A 19,932-nucleotide genomic window follows, 5' to 3' on the forward strand; every position below is an offset into this window, starting at 1 on the left:
TGATTCGAAACCTAATGCAGCCGCGGCGTCGCGCCCTGGCCTTTGTCGTCGATGATGAGGCCGCGATAGAAACGGTCGAGCGTGAAGGGCGCGTTGAACTCGTGCGGCTCGTCCTTGGCGATGGTCCAGGCAAAGCACCATCCTGAGGCTGGCGTTGCCTTGAAGCCGCCATAACACCAGCCGCAATTGAGATACATGCCGGGCAGCGGGCCGGTGGTGATGATCGGCGAACCGTCCATCGTCATGTCACAAAGCCCGCCCCAGGAGCGCAGCATGCGCACCCGCGCCAGGCCCGGGAAGAGTGCCAGCATCTCGCTCATCACCTCGTCGACGACGGGCAGGCTGCCGCGCTGGGCATAGCTGTTGTAGCCGTCGAGGTCCCCACCATAGACGAGGCCGCCCTTGTCGGATTGCGAGATGTAGAAGTGGCCCATGCCGAAGGTGAGAACGGTGCCGATGATCGGCTTCAGCGATTCCGAGACGAAGGCCTGCAGAACGTGGCTTTCGATCGGCATATGCGAAATGCCGGCAAGCTGCATGACTTGGCCGGTGCTGCCGGCCACCGCAAGCGCCACCTTCTTGGCGCGGATATCGCCGCGCGTCGTCGTCACACCGGTGATGCGGTCGCCGTCGCGCAGGAAGCCGGTTACCTCGCAATTCTCGATGATGTCGACGCCGCGCCGGTCGGCGCCGCGCGCATAGCCCCAGGCGACGGCGTCGTGGCGCGCGGTTCCGGCACGCGGCTGCATCAGCCCGCCAAGGATTGGAAATCGCGCCGAGCCCGAAACGTCCAGGGCCGGAACAAGGCGCTTGATCTCTTTGACGCTCATCAGTTCGGCGTCGACGCCGAGATGGCGCATGGCATTGCCGCGCCTTGCGTAGTCGTCGACCTGAGCCGGTGTGTGCGCGAGGTTAAGGCAGCCCCGCTGCGAAAACATGACGTTGTAGTTGAGGTCATGCGACAGGTTCTCCCACAGCTTCATCGAATGCTCGTAGAAGCGGGTGTTCTGCGGCAAAAGATAGTTGGAGCGCACTGCCGTGGTGTTGCGGCCGACATTGCCCGAGCCCAGCCAGCCTTTTTCCAGCACAGCGACATTGGTGATGCCGTGCTCCTTGGCGAGGTAATAGGCGGTCGAGAGCCCATGGCCGCCGCCGCCGATGACGATCACATCATAGGACGCCTTGGGGTCCGGCTTGCGCCAGGCCGGTTTCCAGTCCTGGTTGCCGTTGAGCGCGTTCTTGAGGAGCGAAAAGGCTGAGTATTCCGCCATTCTTCCTGTCGTCCTTTTGGTGCGAGCCGGCAGACTATAGAGCAGGCGAGAAGCGCAAAGCCAAGATTGCGCCATCGCTTTTCGACAGGCCGACTTCGATCCGCGCCGAGGCCCGCGGATGGAGACGTCTTGCCGCCTGATAGGCCGGTCTTTATCAAGGGCAGGATTTTCGAAGATTTTTCGGCCGTGAGTCGCCCGTCACGTCATGATTTTCCGACTGCTCCGCCTGATCCTGATCGCCATTGTCGCCGTCGCGGCGCAGCCCTCGCCCGCCGCGATGGCGCAGGCGATCGGCCAGGGCTCCACGCAGCTCATCGCCGACCAGACCAAGGCCATCCAGGATCTGACGGCCAAGACCGACGGACTGGAGAAGAAGTTAAGCGCCCCAGACCAGGACGACGCCGGCCTTGTCGATATCCGCTTGCAGCTCGAGGATATTTCACGGGCGGCGCTGAACAGCGCGCTCGCGTTCCGTTCACGCCTCAACGACATCAACGCGCGCATCGCGGTATTAGGGCCGCCGCCGGCCCAGGGGCAGCCGCCAGAGCCGGCGATCGTCGCCAACGAGCGCGCGGCGCTTACGGCCGAGAAGGCCGAGATCAATGCCGTGGTCGCCAGCGCGCAGAACCTGTCCATCCGCATCAGCGGGCTGGTCGACAGGATCGCCACGCTACGCAGTCAGCTTTTCCGCAGCGTTCTGACGAAACGCTACGAGTTGAGCGATGCGCTGAGCCCGCAGGCCTTTTCCGACGCGCACGACCAGTTCACCGGCCTCTATAAGGCGGTGGCGTCCTGGCTCACCTTCGCATTGAAGTTCAAGTTCCAGGCGATGCTTGCGGCGACGCTGATGGCGCTGGCGCTGGCGGCCGTGCTGCTGATCGGGGGCAGGCGTCTCTTCGGCCGCATCTTCGAGGCCGATCCTTCGGTCGAAGAGCCGTCGTACCTGAGCCGGCTTTCGGTGGCGTTCTGGTCGACGCTGCTGCCGACCGTGGCGCTCGGCGCGTTCCTCGCCTCGACCGTGTTCTTCTTCAACTATTACAACGTCCTGCGCGGCGACATCGGCGAATTCCTCAACGCGCTGCTCTCGGTCGTCGCGGTGGCGTTCTGCGTCAACCGGCTGACCAATGCCGCCCTAGAGCCGCGGCTGCCGAACTGGCGGCTTATTCCAGTCGCAACCGGACCAGCGCGTTGGCTGGTGCGGCTGGCCACCGCCATGGCCGTGGTCCTCGGCTTCAACTACTTCCTGTCCGTCGTCAACGAGAAGATGGGCTCGCCGCTGTCGCTGACGATCGCCAGGAGCTTCGTTGCCACCGTCATCGTGGGCGTCATCCTGATCCTGATGGGTGTGCTGAAGCCCTTCAGGGCGAAGGACGGCTCGTGGCGTCCGTGGCCGGCTTGGCTTCGCTTCATTGCCATCGGGCTCGGCGTCTCCACAATCGCCGCGGCACTGCTCGGCTATATCGGTCTTGCGCTTTTCGTCTCTATTCAGGTCGTCGTCACCGGCACCACGCTGATCACCGCCTATATCGGCTTTCTGTCGGCGCGGGCGATCGGCGAGGAGGGCGGCTTCGCCGACACTTCGGTCGGGCGCTGGCTGTCAGCCAATTCCAGCTATGAGGACACCGCGCTCGACCAGCTCGGCCTGGTGGTCAGCATCGCCATCAACCTGATGATCGTGCTGGTGTTCCTGCCGCTGATCCTCTTGATGTGGGGCTTCCAGCCCGGCGATATCGAAACCTGGGCCTTTAAGCTCGCAACGGGCGTGACCATCGGGTCGGTGACCATCTCGGTGCTCGGCATCCTCACCGGCATCGTCGTTTTCGCCATCGGCTATTTTCTCACGCGTTGGTTCCAGGGCTGGCTCGACGGCTCGGTCATGGCGCGCGGCAAGGTCGACACCGGCGTGCGCAATTCGATCCGGCTGGCGGTTGGCTATGCCGGCGTCGCGCTTGCAGCGCTGGTCGGCATATCGGCGGCGGGCATCGATCTTTCCAATCTGGCGCTGGTCGCCGGCGCACTTTCGCTGGGTATCGGCTTCGGCTTGCAGAACGTCGTCTCGAACTTCGTCTCCGGGCTGATCCTGCTTGCCGAGCGACCGTTCAAGGTCGGGGACTGGATCGTCGCCGGCGACATCAGCGGCACGGTCAGAAAGATAAGCGTGCGCGCCACCGAGATCGAGACGTTCCAGCGCCAGTCGGTGATCCTGCCGAACTCGAACCTCATCAACAATGCGGTCGGCAACTGGACGCACCGCAACAAGCTTGGCCGCGTCGACATCAAGGTGGGCGTCGCCTATGGCAGCGACGTCAAGCGCGTCCACGCCGTCCTGCTCGGCATTGCCCGCGCCCATCCGATGGTGCTCAAGAACCCCGAGCCCTTTGTGCTATTTGCCAATTTCGGCCCGGCTGCACTGGAATTCGAGATCCGCGTGTTCGTGGCCGACGTGTTGAACGGCAGCATCGTCCAGAACGACATCCGATTCGCGATCTTCGACATCTTCGAAGACGAGCACATCGAGATCCCGTCGGCGCCCCGCGCCGTGGTCGAGAGCAAGAAGCATGAGCCATGGCCGATCGACGACGACAAGATCGAGGCCGAATTCGCCGAACGCGAGCGGCTGGAAGCGGAGGCCGCGGCCGAGCAGGCGCGTCTGGCTAAAACCAAGAGAAGAGGCCGCAAGCCCGACCCCGACTAGCTTTGGCGGCCGCCGAAGCCGATTGTGGCATGAATGCGGCATTCAGTTGCGGTTCACGTTCCATCTCATATAAGCTCTCACGCAAAGTGCGAGAATGCCTTGCGAAATTGAACAGAGGCGGTGTGGAAACACCGGAATTGCAATGTGGAAGTCTGTCGTTGCCGCCGTCGCTTTCCTGGCCCTTAGCGGTTCGGCTTTTGCCGCCAGCGCGGTCAACAAGGACGCCCAGACGCGGACGTTGATCGTGACCGAAGGCGGCGGCAAGACCGAGCTGGCGCTGGCCGCCGGCGAGACGGTGGAGTTCTGCCCGAATGGCTGCTTCGTCACTCTGCCCAATGGTGATCTCGAAGCGCTGACCGGTTCGGAAACGGTCGAGATCTCCGGCGGCGTCGCGCGGATCAAGTAAGAACTCCTTGAATATGATCGGCAAGGCCGGGCGTTTGTCCGGCCTTTTATCGTTCCGGTAGCCGCTGCTTAACGGTAACGCCGGAAGTGTTCCCGTCGTGGTTAAGCTCAAGACTGCCAGCTGCCAGGTCGGCTTCCAGGCCGAGGACTTCGGGGCTTTCGCCTGAGCGAAATCGCATGTGGAGCCGAGCTGGCGCGCCGGGTCGCGCGGCATCCGCGACGTGTCGCAAACAGGCGGTAGCTCAATCCGCGTCCTCTGCATATTGTGGCGCAATTCGTACGGGCGCCGGCGCGCCCGCTTTAGCACTTTGGAGTCGCGGGCATGGCAGAGTTTCCGAAAAAGGCGAAGGTCGTCATCGTCGGTCTTGGCGGTATTGTCGGCGCGTCGGTCGCCCATCACCTAATCGAGCGCGGCTGGGACGACATCGTGGGCATCGACAAGTCCGGCATCCCAACCGATATCGGCTCAACCGCGCATGCCTCGGACTTCTGCTACACGACCAGCCACGATTTTCTCTCCTGCTGGACGACGCTCTATTCCATCGATTTCTACGAGAAGATGGGGCATTACGCGCGCATCGGCGGCCTCGAAGTCGCGCGCGTCGGCGACGACGGCCGCATGGACGAGATCAAGCGCAAGATTGCTTCCGCCAAGGCATTCGGCACCCGCGCGCGCCTGATCGAGCCGGCCGAGATCAAGCAGAAGTTCCCGCTGATCGAGGAGCATCTTGTGCAGGGCGGGTTGTGGGACCCCGACGCCGGTCTCGTCATCCCGCGCTCGCAGACGGTGGCCGGCAAGCTCGTCGACCAGGGTGTCGCTTCCGGCAAACTCCAGGCTTTCGCCAACACCTCGGCCAAGGACCTGATCGTCGAGAACGGCCGCATCAAGGGCGTCGCGACCGAGCGCGGCACGATCGAAGCCGATTATGTGTTCGTCTGCACCGGCATCTGGGGCCGGCTGACCGCGGCACTGGTCGGCGAAGACCTGCCGGTCATGCCGATCGACCACCCGCTGACCTTCTTCGGCCCGTATAACGAGTTCGCCGGCACCGGCAAGGAGATCGGCTGGCCGCTGCTGCGCGACCAGGGCAACTCGGCCTATATGCGCGACACCGGGGATTCCAAGACCGCGGAGGGCGGGCAGATCGAATGGGGCTATTACGAGGAGACCAATCCGCGCCTTTGCCATCCGCGCGACCTGCTGGAAAAAGACCAGGCGCGGCTCTCGCCCTCGCAGCGCGACCTCGACATGGAGCAGATCATGGCGCCGCTGGAGCGCGCCATGGAACTGACGCCGATCCTCGGCGAGCTCGGCTACAATGAAGGCCATTCCTTCAACGGGCTGCTGCAGGTGACGACCGATGGCGGGCCTTCGATGGGCGAAAGCCAGAAGGTCAGGGGCCTCTGGTACGCCGTCGCCATCTGGGTCAAGGACGGCCCGGGTATGGGCAAGCTGATCGCCGACTGGATGACCGACGGCCGCACCGCGATCGATCATCACGCCATCGACTATGCGCGCTTCTACCCGCACCAGACGAAGGAAGAGTTCATCTGGGATCGCTGCACCGAGACGGCGATGAAGGTCTACAATCCGGCGGTGCATCCGCGCGAGCCGTTCTCCAAGGGCCGCAACATCCGCCGCTCGCCGTTCTGGGAGCGCGAGAAGGAACTCGGCGGCTACTTCATGGAGCTGGGCGGCTGGGAGCGCGCCCATGGCTATGCCGGCAACGAGCATCTCCTGGAAAAATACGCCAACCGCGTGCCGGTGCGCGAGAATGAGTGGGACAACCGCCATTTCTGGCGCGTCTCCAATGCCGAGCATCTGGCGATGAGCGAGGATTGCGGCATCGTCAACCTCTCGCATTTTTCGATGTACGACGTGGAGGGGCCGGACCATGTCGCGCTGCTGGAATGGCTGTGCGCGGCCAAGATCGGCGGCGACAACAATATCGGCAAGGGCATCTACACCCACTTCCTCGACGAGGAGGGCATGGTGCGCGCCGACTTCACCGTGATCCGCATGGCCGATCGCTGCCGCGTCATCGACGGCGCCGACGCCGGGCCGCGCGACTTCCGCTACATGCAGCGCACCGCGCAGGACAAAGGTTTCGATGTCACTGTCACCGATGTCACCGAAAAATACGTCACCATCGGCATCTGGGGACCGAATGCGCGCACGACGCTGCAGAAGGTGGTCGAGGACCCGAACGGGCTGACGCCGGACAATTTCCCGTTCGCGGCGATCAAGCCGATCAGGATCGGCGGAAAGGACGTCACGGCCTTCCGCATCTCCTATGTCGGCGAGCAGGGCTGGGAACTGCATATGCGCTATGAGGACGGGCTCGCCGTCTGGGACGCGCTGCGCTCGACCGGTGTGATGCCGTTCGGCGTCGAGACCTACGCCAACACGCGCCGCATGGAGAAGAGCCTGCGGCTGCAGAACGCCGACCTCTTGACCGAATACAATCTGCTCGAGGCAGATCTTGCCCGCCCGAAGGTCAAGGAGAACGACTTCTGCGGCAAGGCCAAGCACCTGGAATATCGCGCCCGCGAGCATCAGCCGGCTATGCTCTGCACGCTGGTGATGACCGAGAACACCGATTCCAAGGGCGTCGCGCGCTATCCGGTCGGCATCATGCCGGTGCAGGATCCCGCGACCGGCGAGACGCTGGTCGACGAGCTCGGCCGGCGCTCCTTCACCACGTCGGTCGCCTACGGCCCGACCATCGGCAAGAACATCGCGCTCGCCTATCTGCCCTGGGCCTACTGCCAGGAAGGTCGCAAGCTGCAGGTGGAGTATTTCGGCGAGACCTATCCGGTCGAGGTGGCCGGCGTCGGCTACAAGCCGCTTTACGACCCGGAGAATCTCAAGCCGCGCAGCTAAGCGAGCGCGCGTTCGTCCGGATTGGTGGAAGGCCCGGTCGACGCCGGGCCTTTTTGCTTTGTTCATGCGCGATTATCGCTTACCGTTGCGTCATGTCCGCTTTGGGCCGAACAAGGCATTGGCTTTCCGGCGCCGCCGCGCTGGCGCTGCTCCTCGGCCCGCCCACGCGATCGAGTGCGATAGAGCCGGTGGATGTCGAGCTGGTGCTCGCAGTCGATGTTTCGCTCTCCATGTCGCCGGCCGAACTCGAGATCCAGCGCCGTGGCTATGCGGCGGCACTGACGGATGACAACGTGCTCAAGGCCATCGCCGACGGCGTCCACGGCAAGATCGCGGTCACCTATGTCGAGTGGGCCGGCACCAGATGGCAGCGGGTCGTCGTACCGTGGACAGCGATTGCCAATCGCGCCGACGCCGAACGGGTGGTTGCGCAGATGAACGCGCGTCCGCCGGACAGCGCGCGACGTACTTCGATCTCCGGCGCACTTGCCTTCGGCAGCGACCTTTTCGCCGAAAGCGGCTTTCAGGGGACCAAGCGCGTCATCGACGTTTCGGGCGACGGACCCAACAACCAGGGCGCGCCGGTCGACATCACGCGCGACGAGGTGGTGAGGCAGGGCATCACCATCAACGGACTGCCGCTGATGACAAGGGGCGGGTACGGCGGCGCCTTCGACGTCGCCAATCTCGACCGCTACTACAGCGACTGCGTGATCGGCGGGCCGGGCGCCTTCATGATCCCGGTCAACGACTGGACGCAATTCCCGGAAGCGATCCGCCGCAAGCTGGTGCTCGAGCTCGCCGGCCCGGCCTCGCGGCAATGGGCGGCAGAAGAGGCGGCTCACCCGCCGGTCGTGCTTGCCGACGACAGGCCGGCCGCCGATTGCCTGGCCGGTGAGAAGATGTGGCGCAACCGCGGCTGGATGATGGATAGCCGGTGACGGTCGGCAAGCTCCGCCGGAGCGGGGTTCGGACTTGCTTCCTCGTGTAGCACAATGGCAAAATGTGATCGGGCCCGCGCCATCGCGCAACGCGATGAAATGAGGAAATATTGCATGAAACGTTTGGTCATCCTGGCGGCGCTTGCGTCGACAATATTTGCCGGAAGCGCCAGCGCCCAATTTTACGGCGAGGCCGCCTGCGTGCTGTTCGAGAATGCGAACTTCCGCGGGCGCTCGCTTGCAATGGGTCCTGACGACGCCGTCAATTTCCGGGGCGGCTTCTGGAACGACCGCGTTTCCTCGGTGCTGGTGCGGCGGGGCTGCACGCTTGTCGCCTATGAGAATGCAGGAAGGCGCGGCCGCTCGATCGAGCTCAATCGCAGGGTCCGCGATTTCGGAGGTTCCGGCTGGAACGACCGCATCTCGTCCGCGGAGTGCTATTGCGACCGATATTGAGCTGGTCGAACCTGCCAGCGGTCATAACGCAACGCTGAAAAACAGCCCGGAATTCTCGGCGCTGAAGGCGCAGTTGACCGAAGACATCCGCATTGAGGCGATACGGACCGCGCACACGCAGTCCGCGCAGGTTTTCGTAGCCTTGTCGCTTAGGCGGCCAGCAACTGCTTGCGGTCGACGCGCTCCTGCTGCGGCGAGCGGGCATAGAGCTCGCGGTAGCATTTAGAGAAGTGCGAGGCCGACACGAAACCGCAGGCGACAGCCACTTCCACCACGGGCAGCGACGACTGGATGAGCAAATGCCTGGCGCGGTCGAGCCGGATCTCGAGATAATAGCGGGCAGGCGAGCGGCCCATCTCGGTGCGGAAGAGGCGCTCGATCTGCCGGCGCGACAGATCGACATGGTCGGCGATCTCGATCAGCGACAGCGGCTCGGAGAGGTTCGCCTCCATCAATTCAATGATGGTCAGCACCTTGGAATTCTGCACACCGAGACGGGCGCGCAGCGGCAGGCGCTGGCGATCCGTCGGGCTGCGCACGCGGTCGGTCAGCACCTGCTCGCAGACGCGGTTGACGAGGCTTTCGTCGAAGTCGTCGCCGATCAGCTTCAGCATCATGTCGAGCGCCGCGGTGCCGCCTGCGCAGGTGTAGACATTCTGGTCGATCTCGAAGAGGTCGGCGAAGACATTGGCCTTGGGAAAGGCCTCCGAGAAGCCCGGCAGGTTTTCCCAATGGATGGCGCAGCGCTTGTTGGAGAGCAGGCCCGCAGCCGCCAGGATGTGCGCGCCGGTGCACAGGCCGCCCACGGCGACGCCGCGGTTGTATTCCTCGCGCAGCCAGGCGAAGGCCGACTTGTTATGATAGCGCTCGACATTCATGCCGCTGCAAACGATCGCCATGTTCGGGCGGTCCGGCCCGGCCATCTTCCTGCGCTCTTCCTCGAGCGAGGTGTTGACGGCGCATTCGACGCCGTTCGAGGCGCGCACGGGCTTGCCGTCGATACTGGCCAGGCGCCAGCTATAGGCCTCGTAGCCGAGCATCCGGTTGGCCGAGCGGAGCGGGTCGAGCGCCGTTGCGAAGGCGATCATGGTGAAGTCGGGGATGAGGAAGAACACAAACGATCTCTTGATCGGGTGCTTGACGGCATTCACGGGAAACCTCACGCGGCCATGACGCGAACAGAATGTCGCTAATAGCATAGCGACATCAGGAAAAATCATTCCTGTCAATCGGCTAGACGGCTAAGCGACGATTAAATTTGCGACACGGGTCGCAAACGGGCAATCGTCGATGGCGCGAGACTGAAGGTTGCTACTTCAGGTTCCAACGAATGCGCCGTCAGAAGAAAAACGCCGCCACGGCGGAGCCGGGCGACGTTGAATTTCATTCAGCGCGACGGCAACCAGGTGCCGTTCGAAACTGCTGTGTCAGGCAACGAAGCCGAGGCGAGCGGCAGCCATGGCGCCGGTCTGGCCGGGCATGGTCTTAGCAAGACGCTGACGCTCAAGAGCGGTCGTCAGGTTCATTTTGCGACGGGGGAACAGGCGGGCAAACAGCTTCATCATCATCTCCATTTGGTTGCTCAGACGGGTCGCCTTCGCTTAATGGAGTGGGGCAGCTCGTTTTTGCTGGCGGTGATATAGGCCTGCTCCAGCCAAAACTAAATCGCAAAAACGAAGCGCTTGTTATGAAAAGCGACATCCCATGCGACTTTTTTGAGCTCTGCGCTCGAAATTTACTATTAGTTACAGCGCTTTAATTCGAAACGGACGTCGCTATGCGAGTGCTTCATATGCGTCATGCGACGGCCGCATGGCTGGAAAAGTCATTTGAGTACAAACAGAAGGGCCTGCCGGTCTGACACGCGGCAGGCCCTTAGCACGTGATGCACACTTATTTACTTGGCTCCGGCCCAGGTTCCCACGCCGTAGCGCAATCCAGTCTTGGCATCGGCGGCTTCCGGCCAGCCGATATCCTTCTGCAGTTCGATCGGCAGCGCATGGATTGCGCGTTCGGTCTGGTAGCGAGCGCGGGCGGCACTGAATTCGGTCGCGAGCCGACCGATAGACGACAGGATAGACATTTTCTTTCTCCTCGATTCGGGCAGGGAGGCGCCCGGCAATTGGTTACTTCAGGTCTGTTTCAGCTTCATTTCATGTCGAGTGCAGGCCTGTATCATGGTCGTTCGATGGCTGCTTTTGGCAGCATCCTGCATCGATCGAGTTGACTATGCGCTCGAAGTGATGTTCAATCAAACGAAATGGAATGATCATTTGCATCAGAAAAATTGAAGGCAAGCTCCGATGAACGCCCCACTCAACCATCCTTTGCCGCTGCTCGATCTCGACGTGCTGCGGACCTTCGTGGCGATCGCCGAGACCGGCAGCTTCACCACCGCCGCGAATGCGGTCCTCCGCACCCCCTCGGCCGTCTCCATGCAGATCAAGAAGCTCGAAGACATTCTCGGCCGTTCCGTCTTCGCGCGCGACGCGCGCTCGGTGACGCTGACCACGGACGGCGAGATGCTTCTCGGCTATGCCCGGCGGCTTTTGTCGATCAACCGCGAAGTGGTGTCGAAGTTCATCATTCCCGACATTGTCGGTGTGGTCAGGCTTGGCTCCCCAGACGACTATGGCGAGCGCGTGCTGCCCCACGTGTTGAAGCGCTTCGCGCAATCGCATCCGTCGATCGCCGTCGACGTCACTATCGACCAGAGCGTCAATCTGCGCCGCCGCATGGACGACCGTGCGCTCGACATCACGCTGCTCACCAATTCCTACAAGACCAGCGCGGTCGGCGCCGAGGTGCTGCTAACCGAGCCGATCGTCTGGGCCGGCGCCAAGGGCGGCTGCGCGCATCTGCGCGAACCGCTGCCGGTTTCGCTTTGGGAAGAAGGCTGCGCCTGGCGGGCCGGCGCCCTGGAAGCGCTCGGCCGGGAAGGCCGCAACTACCGCATCGCCTATATGAGCGCTCATACCGCCGGCCAGCGCGCCGCCATCATGGCCGACCTTGCCGTCGCGCCGCTGCCGAAGTCCTTCCTCGGCGACGAGATGGTTTCGCTGGGCGCGAAGGACGGCATGCCTGATATCGGCACCTACAATCTCGCCATGGTGGTGGCACCCGATGCCAGCGCGCCGGTGAAGGCGGTTGCCGACCACATCCGCGCGACCTTCGAACTGTTCCGGGAAACCGGCAAGTTCTGAGCTATTCGGCCGCCGGCGCAGGTCGCGCCGCATAAGTGGTTCGGCGTGATGCATGGGCTCGCTGCGGTAGGATCTCGGCTGTGAGGAAGTCGACGATGCTGTCACGTGCGCGCCGCGCTTCCGGCATATCGATCAGCGGCCAGACGTGGAACATGCCTTCCTCGTAGACGACCTCGACCTCGATTCCTGCGGCGCGCGCCCGTTCGGCGAAGATCAGATTGTCGGGGCTGAGCAGGTCGCGCGAGCCGGTGAGCAGCAGCGTCTTCGGCAGCACCGAGAGATCGCCGTAGAGCGGGCTGATGTGCCAGTCGGAGCGGTCGATGCCGGCGCTGTAGAGCCGGATCGCCTCGAGCCCGCCGGGGATGCCCAGCCAGGGGTCGTTGCGTTCGGCTTCGAACACTTCCGGATTGGACAAGGACATATCGAGGCCGGGCGAGATCAGCACGTGGCGCGCCGGCGAGGGCAGGCCTTCCTCGGCGGCCATCATGGTGAGCACGACTGCCATGTTGCCGCCGGCGGAATCGCCCATGAAGACGATGTTCTCGGCATCGGTCTCTTGCAGCATGCGCCGGTAGACGTCGCCGACCATGCCGAACATGTCATGGAAATTGTGCTCGGGCGCGATCGGATAGATCGGCACGGTGATGCCGAAGCCCAGCCGCTCCGCCATCTCGGCAATCAGCACCCAGTGATAGGACGTGATCTGAAAGACGAAGGCGCCGCCATGCAAATAGAGGATGCGCCGGCGCTCGCCCGATTTCGGTGCGATCTCATAGACGGGGAAACCATCGACGCTGGTCTCCGCGATATCCAGCCGCGCCTTCAGAAGGGCCGGCGGATGATAGTCTTCGGTCTTGCGGGCGTAGGCGATCCAGCGCTGCAGATTTTCGGGACTGGAAAAGGCCTTCTTGCGGCTGTGCCTGAGAATGAACGAAACGACGTGGCTTTTCAAACTGGGCATACGGAACACGGATCGGTCGAGCCGACTAAGAGAAATTCCCCCTGCTATGCGAAGATTGTAGCTCGGTTAAAAATGTCAAGGTTCGCAGCGGGCACATCGGCGTGATGCGACAGCGGTCGCGTCAACGGCGCCCTGGCAGCAGCGCGGCGCGCAACTTGTTGTCGCCGATCGCCGAGGCCGCTTGCCGGCCTCGGCGCTTGCCGAGCAGCTTACATTTGTCGGCGAAGGTCATCAGCGGGCGGTGCCCAGGAGCAGCGCGTGCAGGGCTGCCTGCGGGTCGCTGGGCGGCGAAGCCGGCCAGCCGATATCCTTCTGGACATGCACGGGCAGGTCGTTGAGCGCGCGGATCGCTTTGCTCCGGGCATGAGCCTGCCTGATGGTCACGCCGAAGCGGCCGAGGTTATCGAACATCGACATAGTGGGTTCCTCCGGAAGGTCGCGCCGGCTCGAAGACATTTCGCGCCAGCCCTTCGATGGCGGGCTAAATGCGCCCGGCATGTTTCCGGCGGATTTCACGAAAACAGCGTTCCGGTTTCCGGATCGATGGATCCGGAAACATTTGCATGCATACGAACCAAAGAGAGGCGTCGGGCGAAGGGGACCTATTCGCGCCCACGCCGCGCCGCCCGTTCTTCGCGCGAGCGCCGGCGCGGGGTGGCGTCGCCTGCGGCGCCGTCCTCGCCGACCGTCTTGCGCGGCGGCAGCTTCACTGCGGCCGCGAGCTTCGGGAAAGGGTCGACCTTGTTCGGCAGCGCCATGGCGTAGACGAAGTGCTCCTGGAATTTTGGCTCCAGCGCGGTTTCGATCTTTTCGATCCTGCTCACCGTCTCCTCGATCTCACGGCGGTAGCCGCGATTGAGGAGCGCCATGCGCGCGCCGGCGCCGGCGGCGTTGCCGACGGCCGAGACCTTGTCGAGATCGCAATCGGGAATGAGCCCCAGCACCATGGCGTATTTCGGGTCGATGAAAGAACCGAAGGCACCGGCGAAATGGATGCGGTCGACATGGTCGGTGTGCTGCTTTTCCATCAATAGCTTGGTGCCGGCGTAGAGCGCCGCCTTGGCGAGCTGGATGGCGCGCACGTCGTTCTGGGTGATGGTGATCTTCGGCTCGCCGTCCTTCAGCACATAGGAGAAGGTGCGGCCGTTGGCGACGATGCGCGGCGAGCGCGCGCCAAGCGATCCGTCGACGACGCCGTCCTCGGAGATTATACCGGCGAGATACATCTCGGCCACCACTTCGATGATGCCGGACCCGCAAATGCCAGTGACGCCGGTCGCCTGCACGCTTTCGGCAAAGCCCGGCTGATCCGACCAGAGTTCCGAACCGATGACGCGGTAGCGCGGCTCAAGCGTGTCGGGATCGATGCGCACGCGCTCGATGGCGCCGGGCGCCGCGCGCTGGCCGCCGGAAATCTCGGCGCCCTCGAAGGCCGGGCCGGTGGGAGAGGAGGCCGCAACGACGCGCGTGCTGTTGCCGAGCACGATCTCGGCATTGGTGCCGACGTCGACGATCAGCATCATCTCGTCCTGGCGGTGCGGACCCTCGGAGAGCGTGACCGCGGCTGCGTCGGCGCCGACATGGCCGGCGATACAAGGGAGCATATAAAGGCGCGCGCCCTGGTTCAGTTTCAAGCCGAGATCGGAGGCTTTGATGCGCACGGCGCCGGAAACGGCGAGCGCGAACGGCGCGCCACCGAGCTCGGTCGGATCGATGCCGAGAAACAGATGATGCATTATCGGATTGCCGACGAACACCGCGTCGAGGATGTCGTTGCGCTGGACATTGCCTTCCGCACAGACCTTGTCGACCAGGCCGGAAACGGCCTCGCGCACGGCGACCGTCATGCCCTCGCGGCCGTCCGGGTTCATCATCACGTAGGAGACGCGGCTCATCAGATCCTCGCCGAAGCGGATCTGCGGATTGGAGGTGCCGGAAGAGGCGGCGACGCGGCCCGACAGCAGCGACACGAGATGCATGGCAATGGTCGTCGAGCCGATGTCGCAGGCGAGCCCGTAGGCCTCGTTCTTCAGGCCCGGCCACAGCGCGATAACGCGCGCGATGTCGCTGTCCGCATCCTTGTGGATGGCGGCGGTGGCGGTCCAATTGCCCTTGCGCAGAATGCCCTGCACCTGCGGCATGAGATAGAAGTCGAACTCGACATTCTTGAACCCCCAGTCCTTCATCAAGGCGATCTTGAGTCGGTCGAGGTCGCCGAGCGGCTTGTGCATGTCGGGCTCTTCAATCTCGACATAGCACATGCGGATTGCCGTATCGCGAGCGATCACCCTGGTGTCGGCTGCCTTGCGGATGGTCTGGGCGTTGATGACCGTGTCCTGCGGCACGTCAATGACGAGGTCGCCGAGAATCTGCGCCGAGCAGGAGAGGCGGCGGCGCTCGGGCAGGCCGCGCACGCGCTCGTAGCGCTCTTCCTTGGCGCCCTTGGGCGAGATGTGGTCGTTGGCAGAGACGATCTTGTGCTTGGCGAAATTGCCTTCCTGCACCTCGATCTGGCAGCGCCCGCAAGTGGCGCGGCCGCCGCACACGCTCTCGACATAGACGCCGAGCTGGCGCGCGGCGTCCAGCACCGGCGTGCCAACGGGAAACCGCCCGCGCTTGCCTGACGGCATGAACAGCACAAGCGGATCGGTGATGTTGGGCGGGGGATTCATGCTGGCACGCGTCTCGATGGCAATTGCCGATACCGTTTAACGGATCGTTTTACTGTTGGGTGGAGTGTACGTTGGTCCAGGGGCCAAACATGTCGGATATTCTGCTGCCCGCCATCTTCACCGCTTTCACCGTGGTGCGCGTGCTCAAAGGCCCATGGCTGCGCAATCCGCAATATCTGGCCTCCGGAATTCTCGGCGCGATCGTCGGAGCGCTCCTGCTCCACGCATTCTGGCCCGCCTACGACGATGATGTCATCGTCGGCGGCGGCACAGGCATCTTCGGATCCTGGGCTGGAATGGCGTTGTTCGACGCCATATTGGGCGTCGCCTGACCGCAAAGCAGACTTCTCCGACCGCATCGACGATGCGACCGGATCAGGGCTGTTTGCAATGCGGCTCACGATTGCGCGCTTACCCCCTGGCCATGCGGGCTTCACGACCGCCGCGGCGACGCCCGCCGGCAGCGGCGGCGCCATCGCCGGGGGCGGTGACCGCGACCGGAGACGCGACCGCATGGCCGCCTTCGGCCGGCTTGTAGTCCTTGTAGGTGCGGATCCAGTTGGTGCAGTTCTCGTCGGTGCCGTTCAGCACGTTGGCGCCGCGCACGGCCTCCATCTCCTGCGGGCGGACCGGGTTCATGATGGCGCTCGTCATGCCGGCGCCGATCACCATCGGGATGAAGGCGGCGTTGATGCCGTGGCGATGCGGCAGGCCGAACGAGATGTTGGAAAGGCCGCAAGTGGTGTTGACCTTGAGTTCCTCGCGCAGACGGCGCAGCAGTGCGAACACCTGGCGGCCGGCATCGCCCAGCGCGCCGATCGGCATCACCAGCGGATCGACGACGACGTCATGCGCGGGAATGCCGTGATCGGCGCAGCGCTCGACGATCTTCTTGGCGACCGCGAAGCGGACGTCCGGATCCATCGAGATGCCGGTCTCGTCATTTGAGATGGCGACGACCGGAACGTTGTATTTCTTGACCAGCGGCAGGATGGCTTCAAGCTTCTCTTCCTCGCCGGTGACGGAGTTGACCAGCGGGCGCCCCTTGGCGACCTTCAGCGCCGCCTCGATCGCGGCGGTCACCGAAGAGTCGATCGACAGCGGCAGATCGACCAAGTTCTGCACGATCTCCAGCGTCTGCACCAAAAGCGCCGGCTCGGTCGCATTGGGGTCGACGGCGGTGACGCCGGCATTGACGTCGAGCATGGTCGCGCCGCAGGCGGCCTGTTCCAGCGCATCCTTGATGACGGTCTCGAAGTTGCCGGCCACCATCTCGGCGGCCAGCTTCTTGCGGCCGGTCGGGTTGATGCGCTCGCCGATCACGCAGAAGGGCTGATCGAAGCCGATGACGATTTCTCGGGTCGCCGAGGCGACGATGGTGCGGGTCATGCAATCTCTCCGTCGGGATATAAAGAGTTCTTTATATCGTTATCTGGTCTTGTTCAAGCGGACGGGTGCCGGCCGCGCCTTGGACTTTAAGTTCATGTATGTCGGTGTCCCAAAACCGGTTCCCACTTTTGGGCGACATACATCAATGCGCGGTCTTCACCATGTCGACCTGGGTTTCGGTAATCTCGTCGTGCAGTATGTGGTCGAGCCGCTCGGCGACGATCTGGTCGTCGCGGCGGATCTCCCGTTTCCAGGGTTGGCGGCCTTTCAGCACGCCGGATTCATCGACGATCTCGGCGACATACTCTTCCTGGCGGTAGGCCATCACATGGACGCCGGCGACGCCCGGAATTTCCTTCACCTCGTTGATGATGTCGATGCAGAGCTGCTTGCCTTCCTTCTTCTGGTCCTGCGCGCCCTCGAGCCGCTTGATCACCGCATCGGGGATATGGATGCCCGGCACGTTGGAGCGGATCCATTTGGCGGTCTTGGCAGAGGCGAGCGGCCCGACGCCGCACAGAATGAAGACTTTTTCGGCGTGGCCGAGGTCGCGCGCCTTTTGCATGAAGGTTCGGAACATCGGCACATCGAAGCAATATTGCGTCTGCACGAATTGCGCGCCGGCGGCGATCTTCTTGCCGAGATGGATGGGACGGAAATCGTAAGGCGGCGCGAAGGGGTTTACGGCAGCACCGAGGAAGACCTGCGGCGGCGTCGTCAGCTTGCGGCCGGACAGGAACTTGCCGTTGTCGCGCATGATGCGGATGGTTTCGAGCAGCGACATGGAATCGAGGTCGAAGACCGGCTTGGCGCCCGGCTGATCGCCGGCCTGCACGCCGTCGCCGGTGAGGCAGAGCATGTTGGCGACGCCCATTGCCGCCCCGCCCAGCACGTCGCCCTGAATGGCGATGCGGTTCTTGTCGCGGCACGCGATCTGCATGATCGGGGCGTAGCCCATGCGGGTCAAAAGCGCGCAGATGCCGACCGAAGACATGTGGCAGTTGGCGCCGGAGGCGTCGACCGCGTTGATGGCGTCGACCCAACCGTCGAAGATCTTGGCGCGGTTGTAGACGTCTTCCGGGTCGGCGCTGTCGGGCGGGTTGAGCTCGGTCGTCACCGCGAACTCGCCGCGGCGCAGCACGCGCTCCAACCGACCGCGCGACGAATGGCCGGGCAGGGGATCGAGCGGCAGGTGAACGCCGGCCGGGTTCTCGTCGCGCTGGTGGCGGATGCTCATGCTGAAGCTCCGGGGTTCTGCGGGTTCTGGGCGGCTTCACGCGCCGCGGCCGCCTGCGCGGTCACCCTGAGCCAGGCCGAGGTTTCGCGCAGCGACTGATCGACCGGCTTCTGCACGGTGAGGATCTTGTCGCCATGCTTCATGTTGCGGGAGCCTTCCCAGGCCTTGACCCAGACGCAGGGCATGTCCGGCTCGACCTCGCAATTGCCGTTGGCGCGCACGCCGCCGCACGGGCCGTTGCGCAGCTGCTTCGGGCAGTTCATCGGGCACGACATGCCAGTGGAGGAGAGCACGCACTGGCCGCACATGCGGCAGTCGAACATGAAGCCCTTGACGCGTTTCTCGACGAATTTCACCGGCGCTTCGACGCGGCCGTAGCCGATGCCCTTCCACAAAGGATGCAAGAGCAGGAAGACATCGGCGAACCTGCCATAAAACCATTCGAGCAGTCGCGAATGGCGGATGGACCACAACCTCACGGCAAAAGTGCGCTGAACGCGGCGTTGCGGCGACACGTCCGCAGGCTTGTAGTCGGACTTCGGCGCCGCCTTCTTGACCAGGGTGGCCTGGGTGACCGCCGGCTGCTTCTCAGACATTTTCTTTCCCGCCAGCCTTGACCAGAGCGACCAGCCGCTCGCGGTCATATTTCGTATCGAGTTCCTGGTAGGCCTTCTCGACCTCGGCTTCGATGTCGTCGCCGACCGGAACCGGATCGGCCTTACGCCATTCGGCGAGGTAATCGTCGGTGCCGCCGGCGCCCGTGCGCATGGCGCACATGTCGATCGCCTCGGTGAAGCGCAGCGGCAGCTCGCGCTTGGCGTTCTGCCGGCCTTTCTTGACGATGACCTGCGCAGGGATATCGCGCCAATAGACGACGATCAGATCGGCCATGAATTCTCAACTCCTCGATGTTGGGAGCATTGCCGCATGCGCCCTTGTGCCGCTTGTTATGGGACGACGCGCGCGCCTTCAAAAGCGACGCTGGCGATGACGCAAAGCGAGTGCTGAATTTCCGACGCCGGCAGATTACCAGACGCGCTTCGTCAGGCCGGTCCAGAGGTAGGACCAAATCGTCGGGTGAAACCACTGTTTCGAGGGCAGGCCGGGATCGATCGTCGTAAGTTTTCCCGCCAGCGCCTCGGCCACTGCCTGGACGCAGATGTCGCGGGAAAATGCCGCCTGCCGCAGCGCGTAGCTGGCGATGGTGTCGCCGCGTTTCGACTTGCCGCGCGCCTGCTTCAGCACTCCGCCGGTGTCGACGCCGGCATCGACCAGATGCACAGTGGTGCCGAAATTCCCTCGATCACCGGAGGCCAGCGCCCAGTAGCCGCCATTCATGCCACGATATTTCGGGGCAATGCCGGCGTGATAGTTGAGCACCGGGCAAGGCATCTTCGCGAGCATATTCCTCGACAGCAGCCGGCAGCCGGCGAGGAGCACGACGCCCGGCCCGATCTTCTCAATCGCCTGAAGGCATTCCGGACCGTTGGCGGAAGGCACATGGATGATCGTCTGGGTCGGGCGAGGTTCTGTCTCGAGCTTTTCCTCGGCAATCAGCCGTGCAGCATGGCCGGCAAAGAACCGCTTGCCAAGCTTGGTCAGCACCATCGTGCCGAGCTGGCCGATGGCCGAGATCCAGCCCTGGCGGCGGGCGCGGCCGAGCAGCAAACGCTTTTTTGATTCAGGGGTTTCGAGGATGACACTCACAGGGCCGACGCGATCGGCGATGGCGTTAACGATTGCCCAGATATGCGGACCGCCTTCGGTGACGACAACAGTCCGCCGCGGACCGGATTCCGACGTTGCCATGGCAAGCAC

The 19,932-nt window shown here is 63.5% G+C and carries 19 protein-coding genes; 8 read left to right on the forward strand and 11 right to left on the reverse strand.

What is annotated here, in order from left to right; genetic code table 11:
- Positions 1 to 11 precede the first annotated feature (11 nt).
- A complete protein-coding gene (locus A9K66_RS25985) occupies positions 12 to 1,271 on the reverse strand; it encodes a sarcosine oxidase subunit beta (protein WP_067329275.1) in 1,260 nt (419 codons plus the stop codon).
- Between the two features lie 205 nt (positions 1,272 to 1,476).
- On the opposite strand from A9K66_RS25985, the gene A9K66_RS25990 reads away from it, so the two are divergent.
- The 5 genes from A9K66_RS25990 (at position 1,477) to A9K66_RS26010 (ending at position 8,652) form a co-directional block, all read left to right on the forward strand.
- Positions 1,477 to 3,966 carry a mechanosensitive ion channel family protein gene (locus tag A9K66_RS25990; protein ID WP_067329278.1) on the forward strand — a complete coding sequence of 830 codons (2,490 nt, stop codon included), beginning with the start codon at positions 1,477 to 1,479 and terminating at the stop codon, positions 3,964 to 3,966.
- Between the two features lie 142 nt (positions 3,967 to 4,108).
- Positions 4,109 to 4,372 carry a hypothetical protein gene (locus A9K66_RS25995; protein WP_066999629.1) on the forward strand — a complete coding sequence of 88 codons (264 nt, stop codon included), beginning with the start codon at positions 4,109 to 4,111 and terminating at the stop codon, positions 4,370 to 4,372.
- 321 nt (positions 4,373 to 4,693) lie between these two features.
- The gene (locus A9K66_RS26000; RefSeq protein ID WP_067329281.1) at positions 4,694 to 7,255 is read left to right on the forward strand and encodes an FAD-dependent oxidoreductase; all 2,562 of its coding nucleotides are present in this window, start codon (positions 4,694 to 4,696) and stop codon (positions 7,253 to 7,255) included.
- A gap of 92 nt (positions 7,256 to 7,347) precedes the next feature.
- A complete protein-coding gene (locus A9K66_RS26005; RefSeq protein WP_067329284.1) occupies positions 7,348 to 8,196 on the forward strand; it encodes a DUF1194 domain-containing protein in 849 nt (282 codons plus the stop codon).
- A 114-nt stretch (positions 8,197 to 8,310) separates the two neighbouring features.
- On the forward strand, positions 8,311 to 8,652 hold the full coding sequence (locus A9K66_RS26010; RefSeq protein ID WP_067000849.1) for a peptidase inhibitor family I36 protein: 342 nt from the start codon (positions 8,311 to 8,313) through the stop codon (positions 8,650 to 8,652).
- Between the two features lie 149 nt (positions 8,653 to 8,801).
- Here the strand turns inward: A9K66_RS26010 and A9K66_RS26015 are convergent, their stop codons facing one another.
- Positions 8,802 to 9,740: a GlxA family transcriptional regulator gene (locus A9K66_RS26015; protein WP_348626470.1), complete on the reverse strand. Its 939-nt coding sequence runs from the start codon at positions 9,738 to 9,740 to the stop codon at positions 8,802 to 8,804.
- Between the two features lie 288 nt (positions 9,741 to 10,028).
- Between A9K66_RS26015 and A9K66_RS30870 the strand changes: the two genes are divergently transcribed.
- Entirely contained in the window at positions 10,029 to 10,295 is a 267-nt protein-coding gene (locus A9K66_RS30870; protein WP_197507522.1) for a hypothetical protein, read from the forward strand.
- A 254-nt stretch (positions 10,296 to 10,549) separates the two neighbouring features.
- On the opposite strand, the gene A9K66_RS26020 is transcribed toward A9K66_RS30870, so the two are convergent.
- The gene (locus A9K66_RS26020) at positions 10,550 to 10,735 is read right to left on the reverse strand and encodes a hypothetical protein (protein WP_066999640.1); all 186 of its coding nucleotides are present in this window, start codon (positions 10,733 to 10,735) and stop codon (positions 10,550 to 10,552) included.
- A 220-nt stretch (positions 10,736 to 10,955) separates the two neighbouring features.
- Here A9K66_RS26020 and A9K66_RS26025 point away from each other — a divergent pair, with 220 nt between their 5' ends.
- Positions 10,956 to 11,855: a LysR substrate-binding domain-containing protein gene (locus A9K66_RS26025; protein WP_067329288.1), complete on the forward strand. Its 900-nt coding sequence runs from the start codon at positions 10,956 to 10,958 to the stop codon at positions 11,853 to 11,855.
- A 1-nt stretch (position 11,856) separates the two neighbouring features.
- Here A9K66_RS26025 and A9K66_RS26030 read toward each other — a convergent pair whose 3' ends face one another.
- The 3 genes from A9K66_RS26030 to A9K66_RS26040 all read right to left on the reverse strand — a co-directional run bounded on the left by A9K66_RS26030 (position 11,857) and on the right by A9K66_RS26040 (position 15,488).
- On the reverse strand, positions 11,857 to 12,816 hold the full coding sequence (locus tag A9K66_RS26030) for an alpha/beta hydrolase (protein WP_067329292.1): 960 nt from the start codon (positions 12,814 to 12,816) through the stop codon (positions 11,857 to 11,859).
- A 231-nt stretch (positions 12,817 to 13,047) separates the two neighbouring features.
- On the reverse strand, positions 13,048 to 13,233 hold the full coding sequence (locus tag A9K66_RS26035) for a hypothetical protein (protein ID WP_067329623.1): 186 nt from the start codon (positions 13,231 to 13,233) through the stop codon (positions 13,048 to 13,050).
- A 185-nt stretch (positions 13,234 to 13,418) separates the two neighbouring features.
- Complete coding sequence (locus A9K66_RS26040; protein ID WP_067329295.1) at positions 13,419 to 15,488, reverse strand: ASKHA domain-containing protein; 2,070 nt, start codon at positions 15,486 to 15,488, stop codon at positions 13,419 to 13,421.
- 89 nt (positions 15,489 to 15,577) lie between these two features.
- On the opposite strand from A9K66_RS26040, the gene A9K66_RS26045 reads away from it, so the two are divergent.
- Positions 15,578 to 15,820, forward strand: a complete 243-nt coding sequence (locus A9K66_RS26045) for a hypothetical protein (protein ID WP_245307688.1) — start codon at positions 15,578 to 15,580, stop codon at positions 15,818 to 15,820.
- Positions 15,821 to 15,899: 79 nt separating this feature from the next.
- Here the strand turns inward: A9K66_RS26045 and A9K66_RS26050 are convergent, their stop codons facing one another.
- The 5 genes from A9K66_RS26050 to A9K66_RS26070 form a co-directional block, all read right to left on the reverse strand.
- Complete coding sequence (locus A9K66_RS26050) at positions 15,900 to 16,877, reverse strand: methyltetrahydrofolate cobalamin methyltransferase (protein WP_067329301.1); 978 nt, start codon at positions 16,875 to 16,877, stop codon at positions 15,900 to 15,902.
- A gap of 142 nt (positions 16,878 to 17,019) precedes the next feature.
- Positions 17,020 to 18,114 (reverse strand): methylenetetrahydrofolate reductase, encoded by a 1,095-nt coding sequence (locus A9K66_RS26055; RefSeq protein ID WP_067329305.1) that lies wholly within the window; start codon positions 18,112 to 18,114, stop codon positions 17,020 to 17,022.
- Positions 18,111 to 18,710, reverse strand: coding sequence for a methylenetetrahydrofolate reductase C-terminal domain-containing protein (locus A9K66_RS26060; protein ID WP_066999668.1), 600 nt, complete (start codon positions 18,708 to 18,710; stop codon positions 18,111 to 18,113). The genes A9K66_RS26055 and A9K66_RS26060 overlap by 4 nt, the downstream gene beginning before the upstream one ends.
- Positions 18,703 to 19,005 (reverse strand): virulence factor, encoded by a 303-nt coding sequence (locus tag A9K66_RS26065; RefSeq protein ID WP_066999671.1) that lies wholly within the window; start codon positions 19,003 to 19,005, stop codon positions 18,703 to 18,705. The genes A9K66_RS26060 and A9K66_RS26065 overlap by 8 nt, the downstream gene beginning before the upstream one ends.
- Before the next feature lie 135 nt (positions 19,006 to 19,140).
- On the reverse strand, positions 19,141 to 19,923 hold the full coding sequence (locus A9K66_RS26070; protein ID WP_067329308.1) for a formyl transferase: 783 nt from the start codon (positions 19,921 to 19,923) through the stop codon (positions 19,141 to 19,143).
- Between the last annotated feature and the right edge of the window lie 9 nt (positions 19,924 to 19,932).

This window comes from Mesorhizobium sp. AA23, assembly GCF_001672435.1.
Lineage (GTDB): Bacteria > Pseudomonadota > Alphaproteobacteria > Rhizobiales > Rhizobiaceae > Mesorhizobium.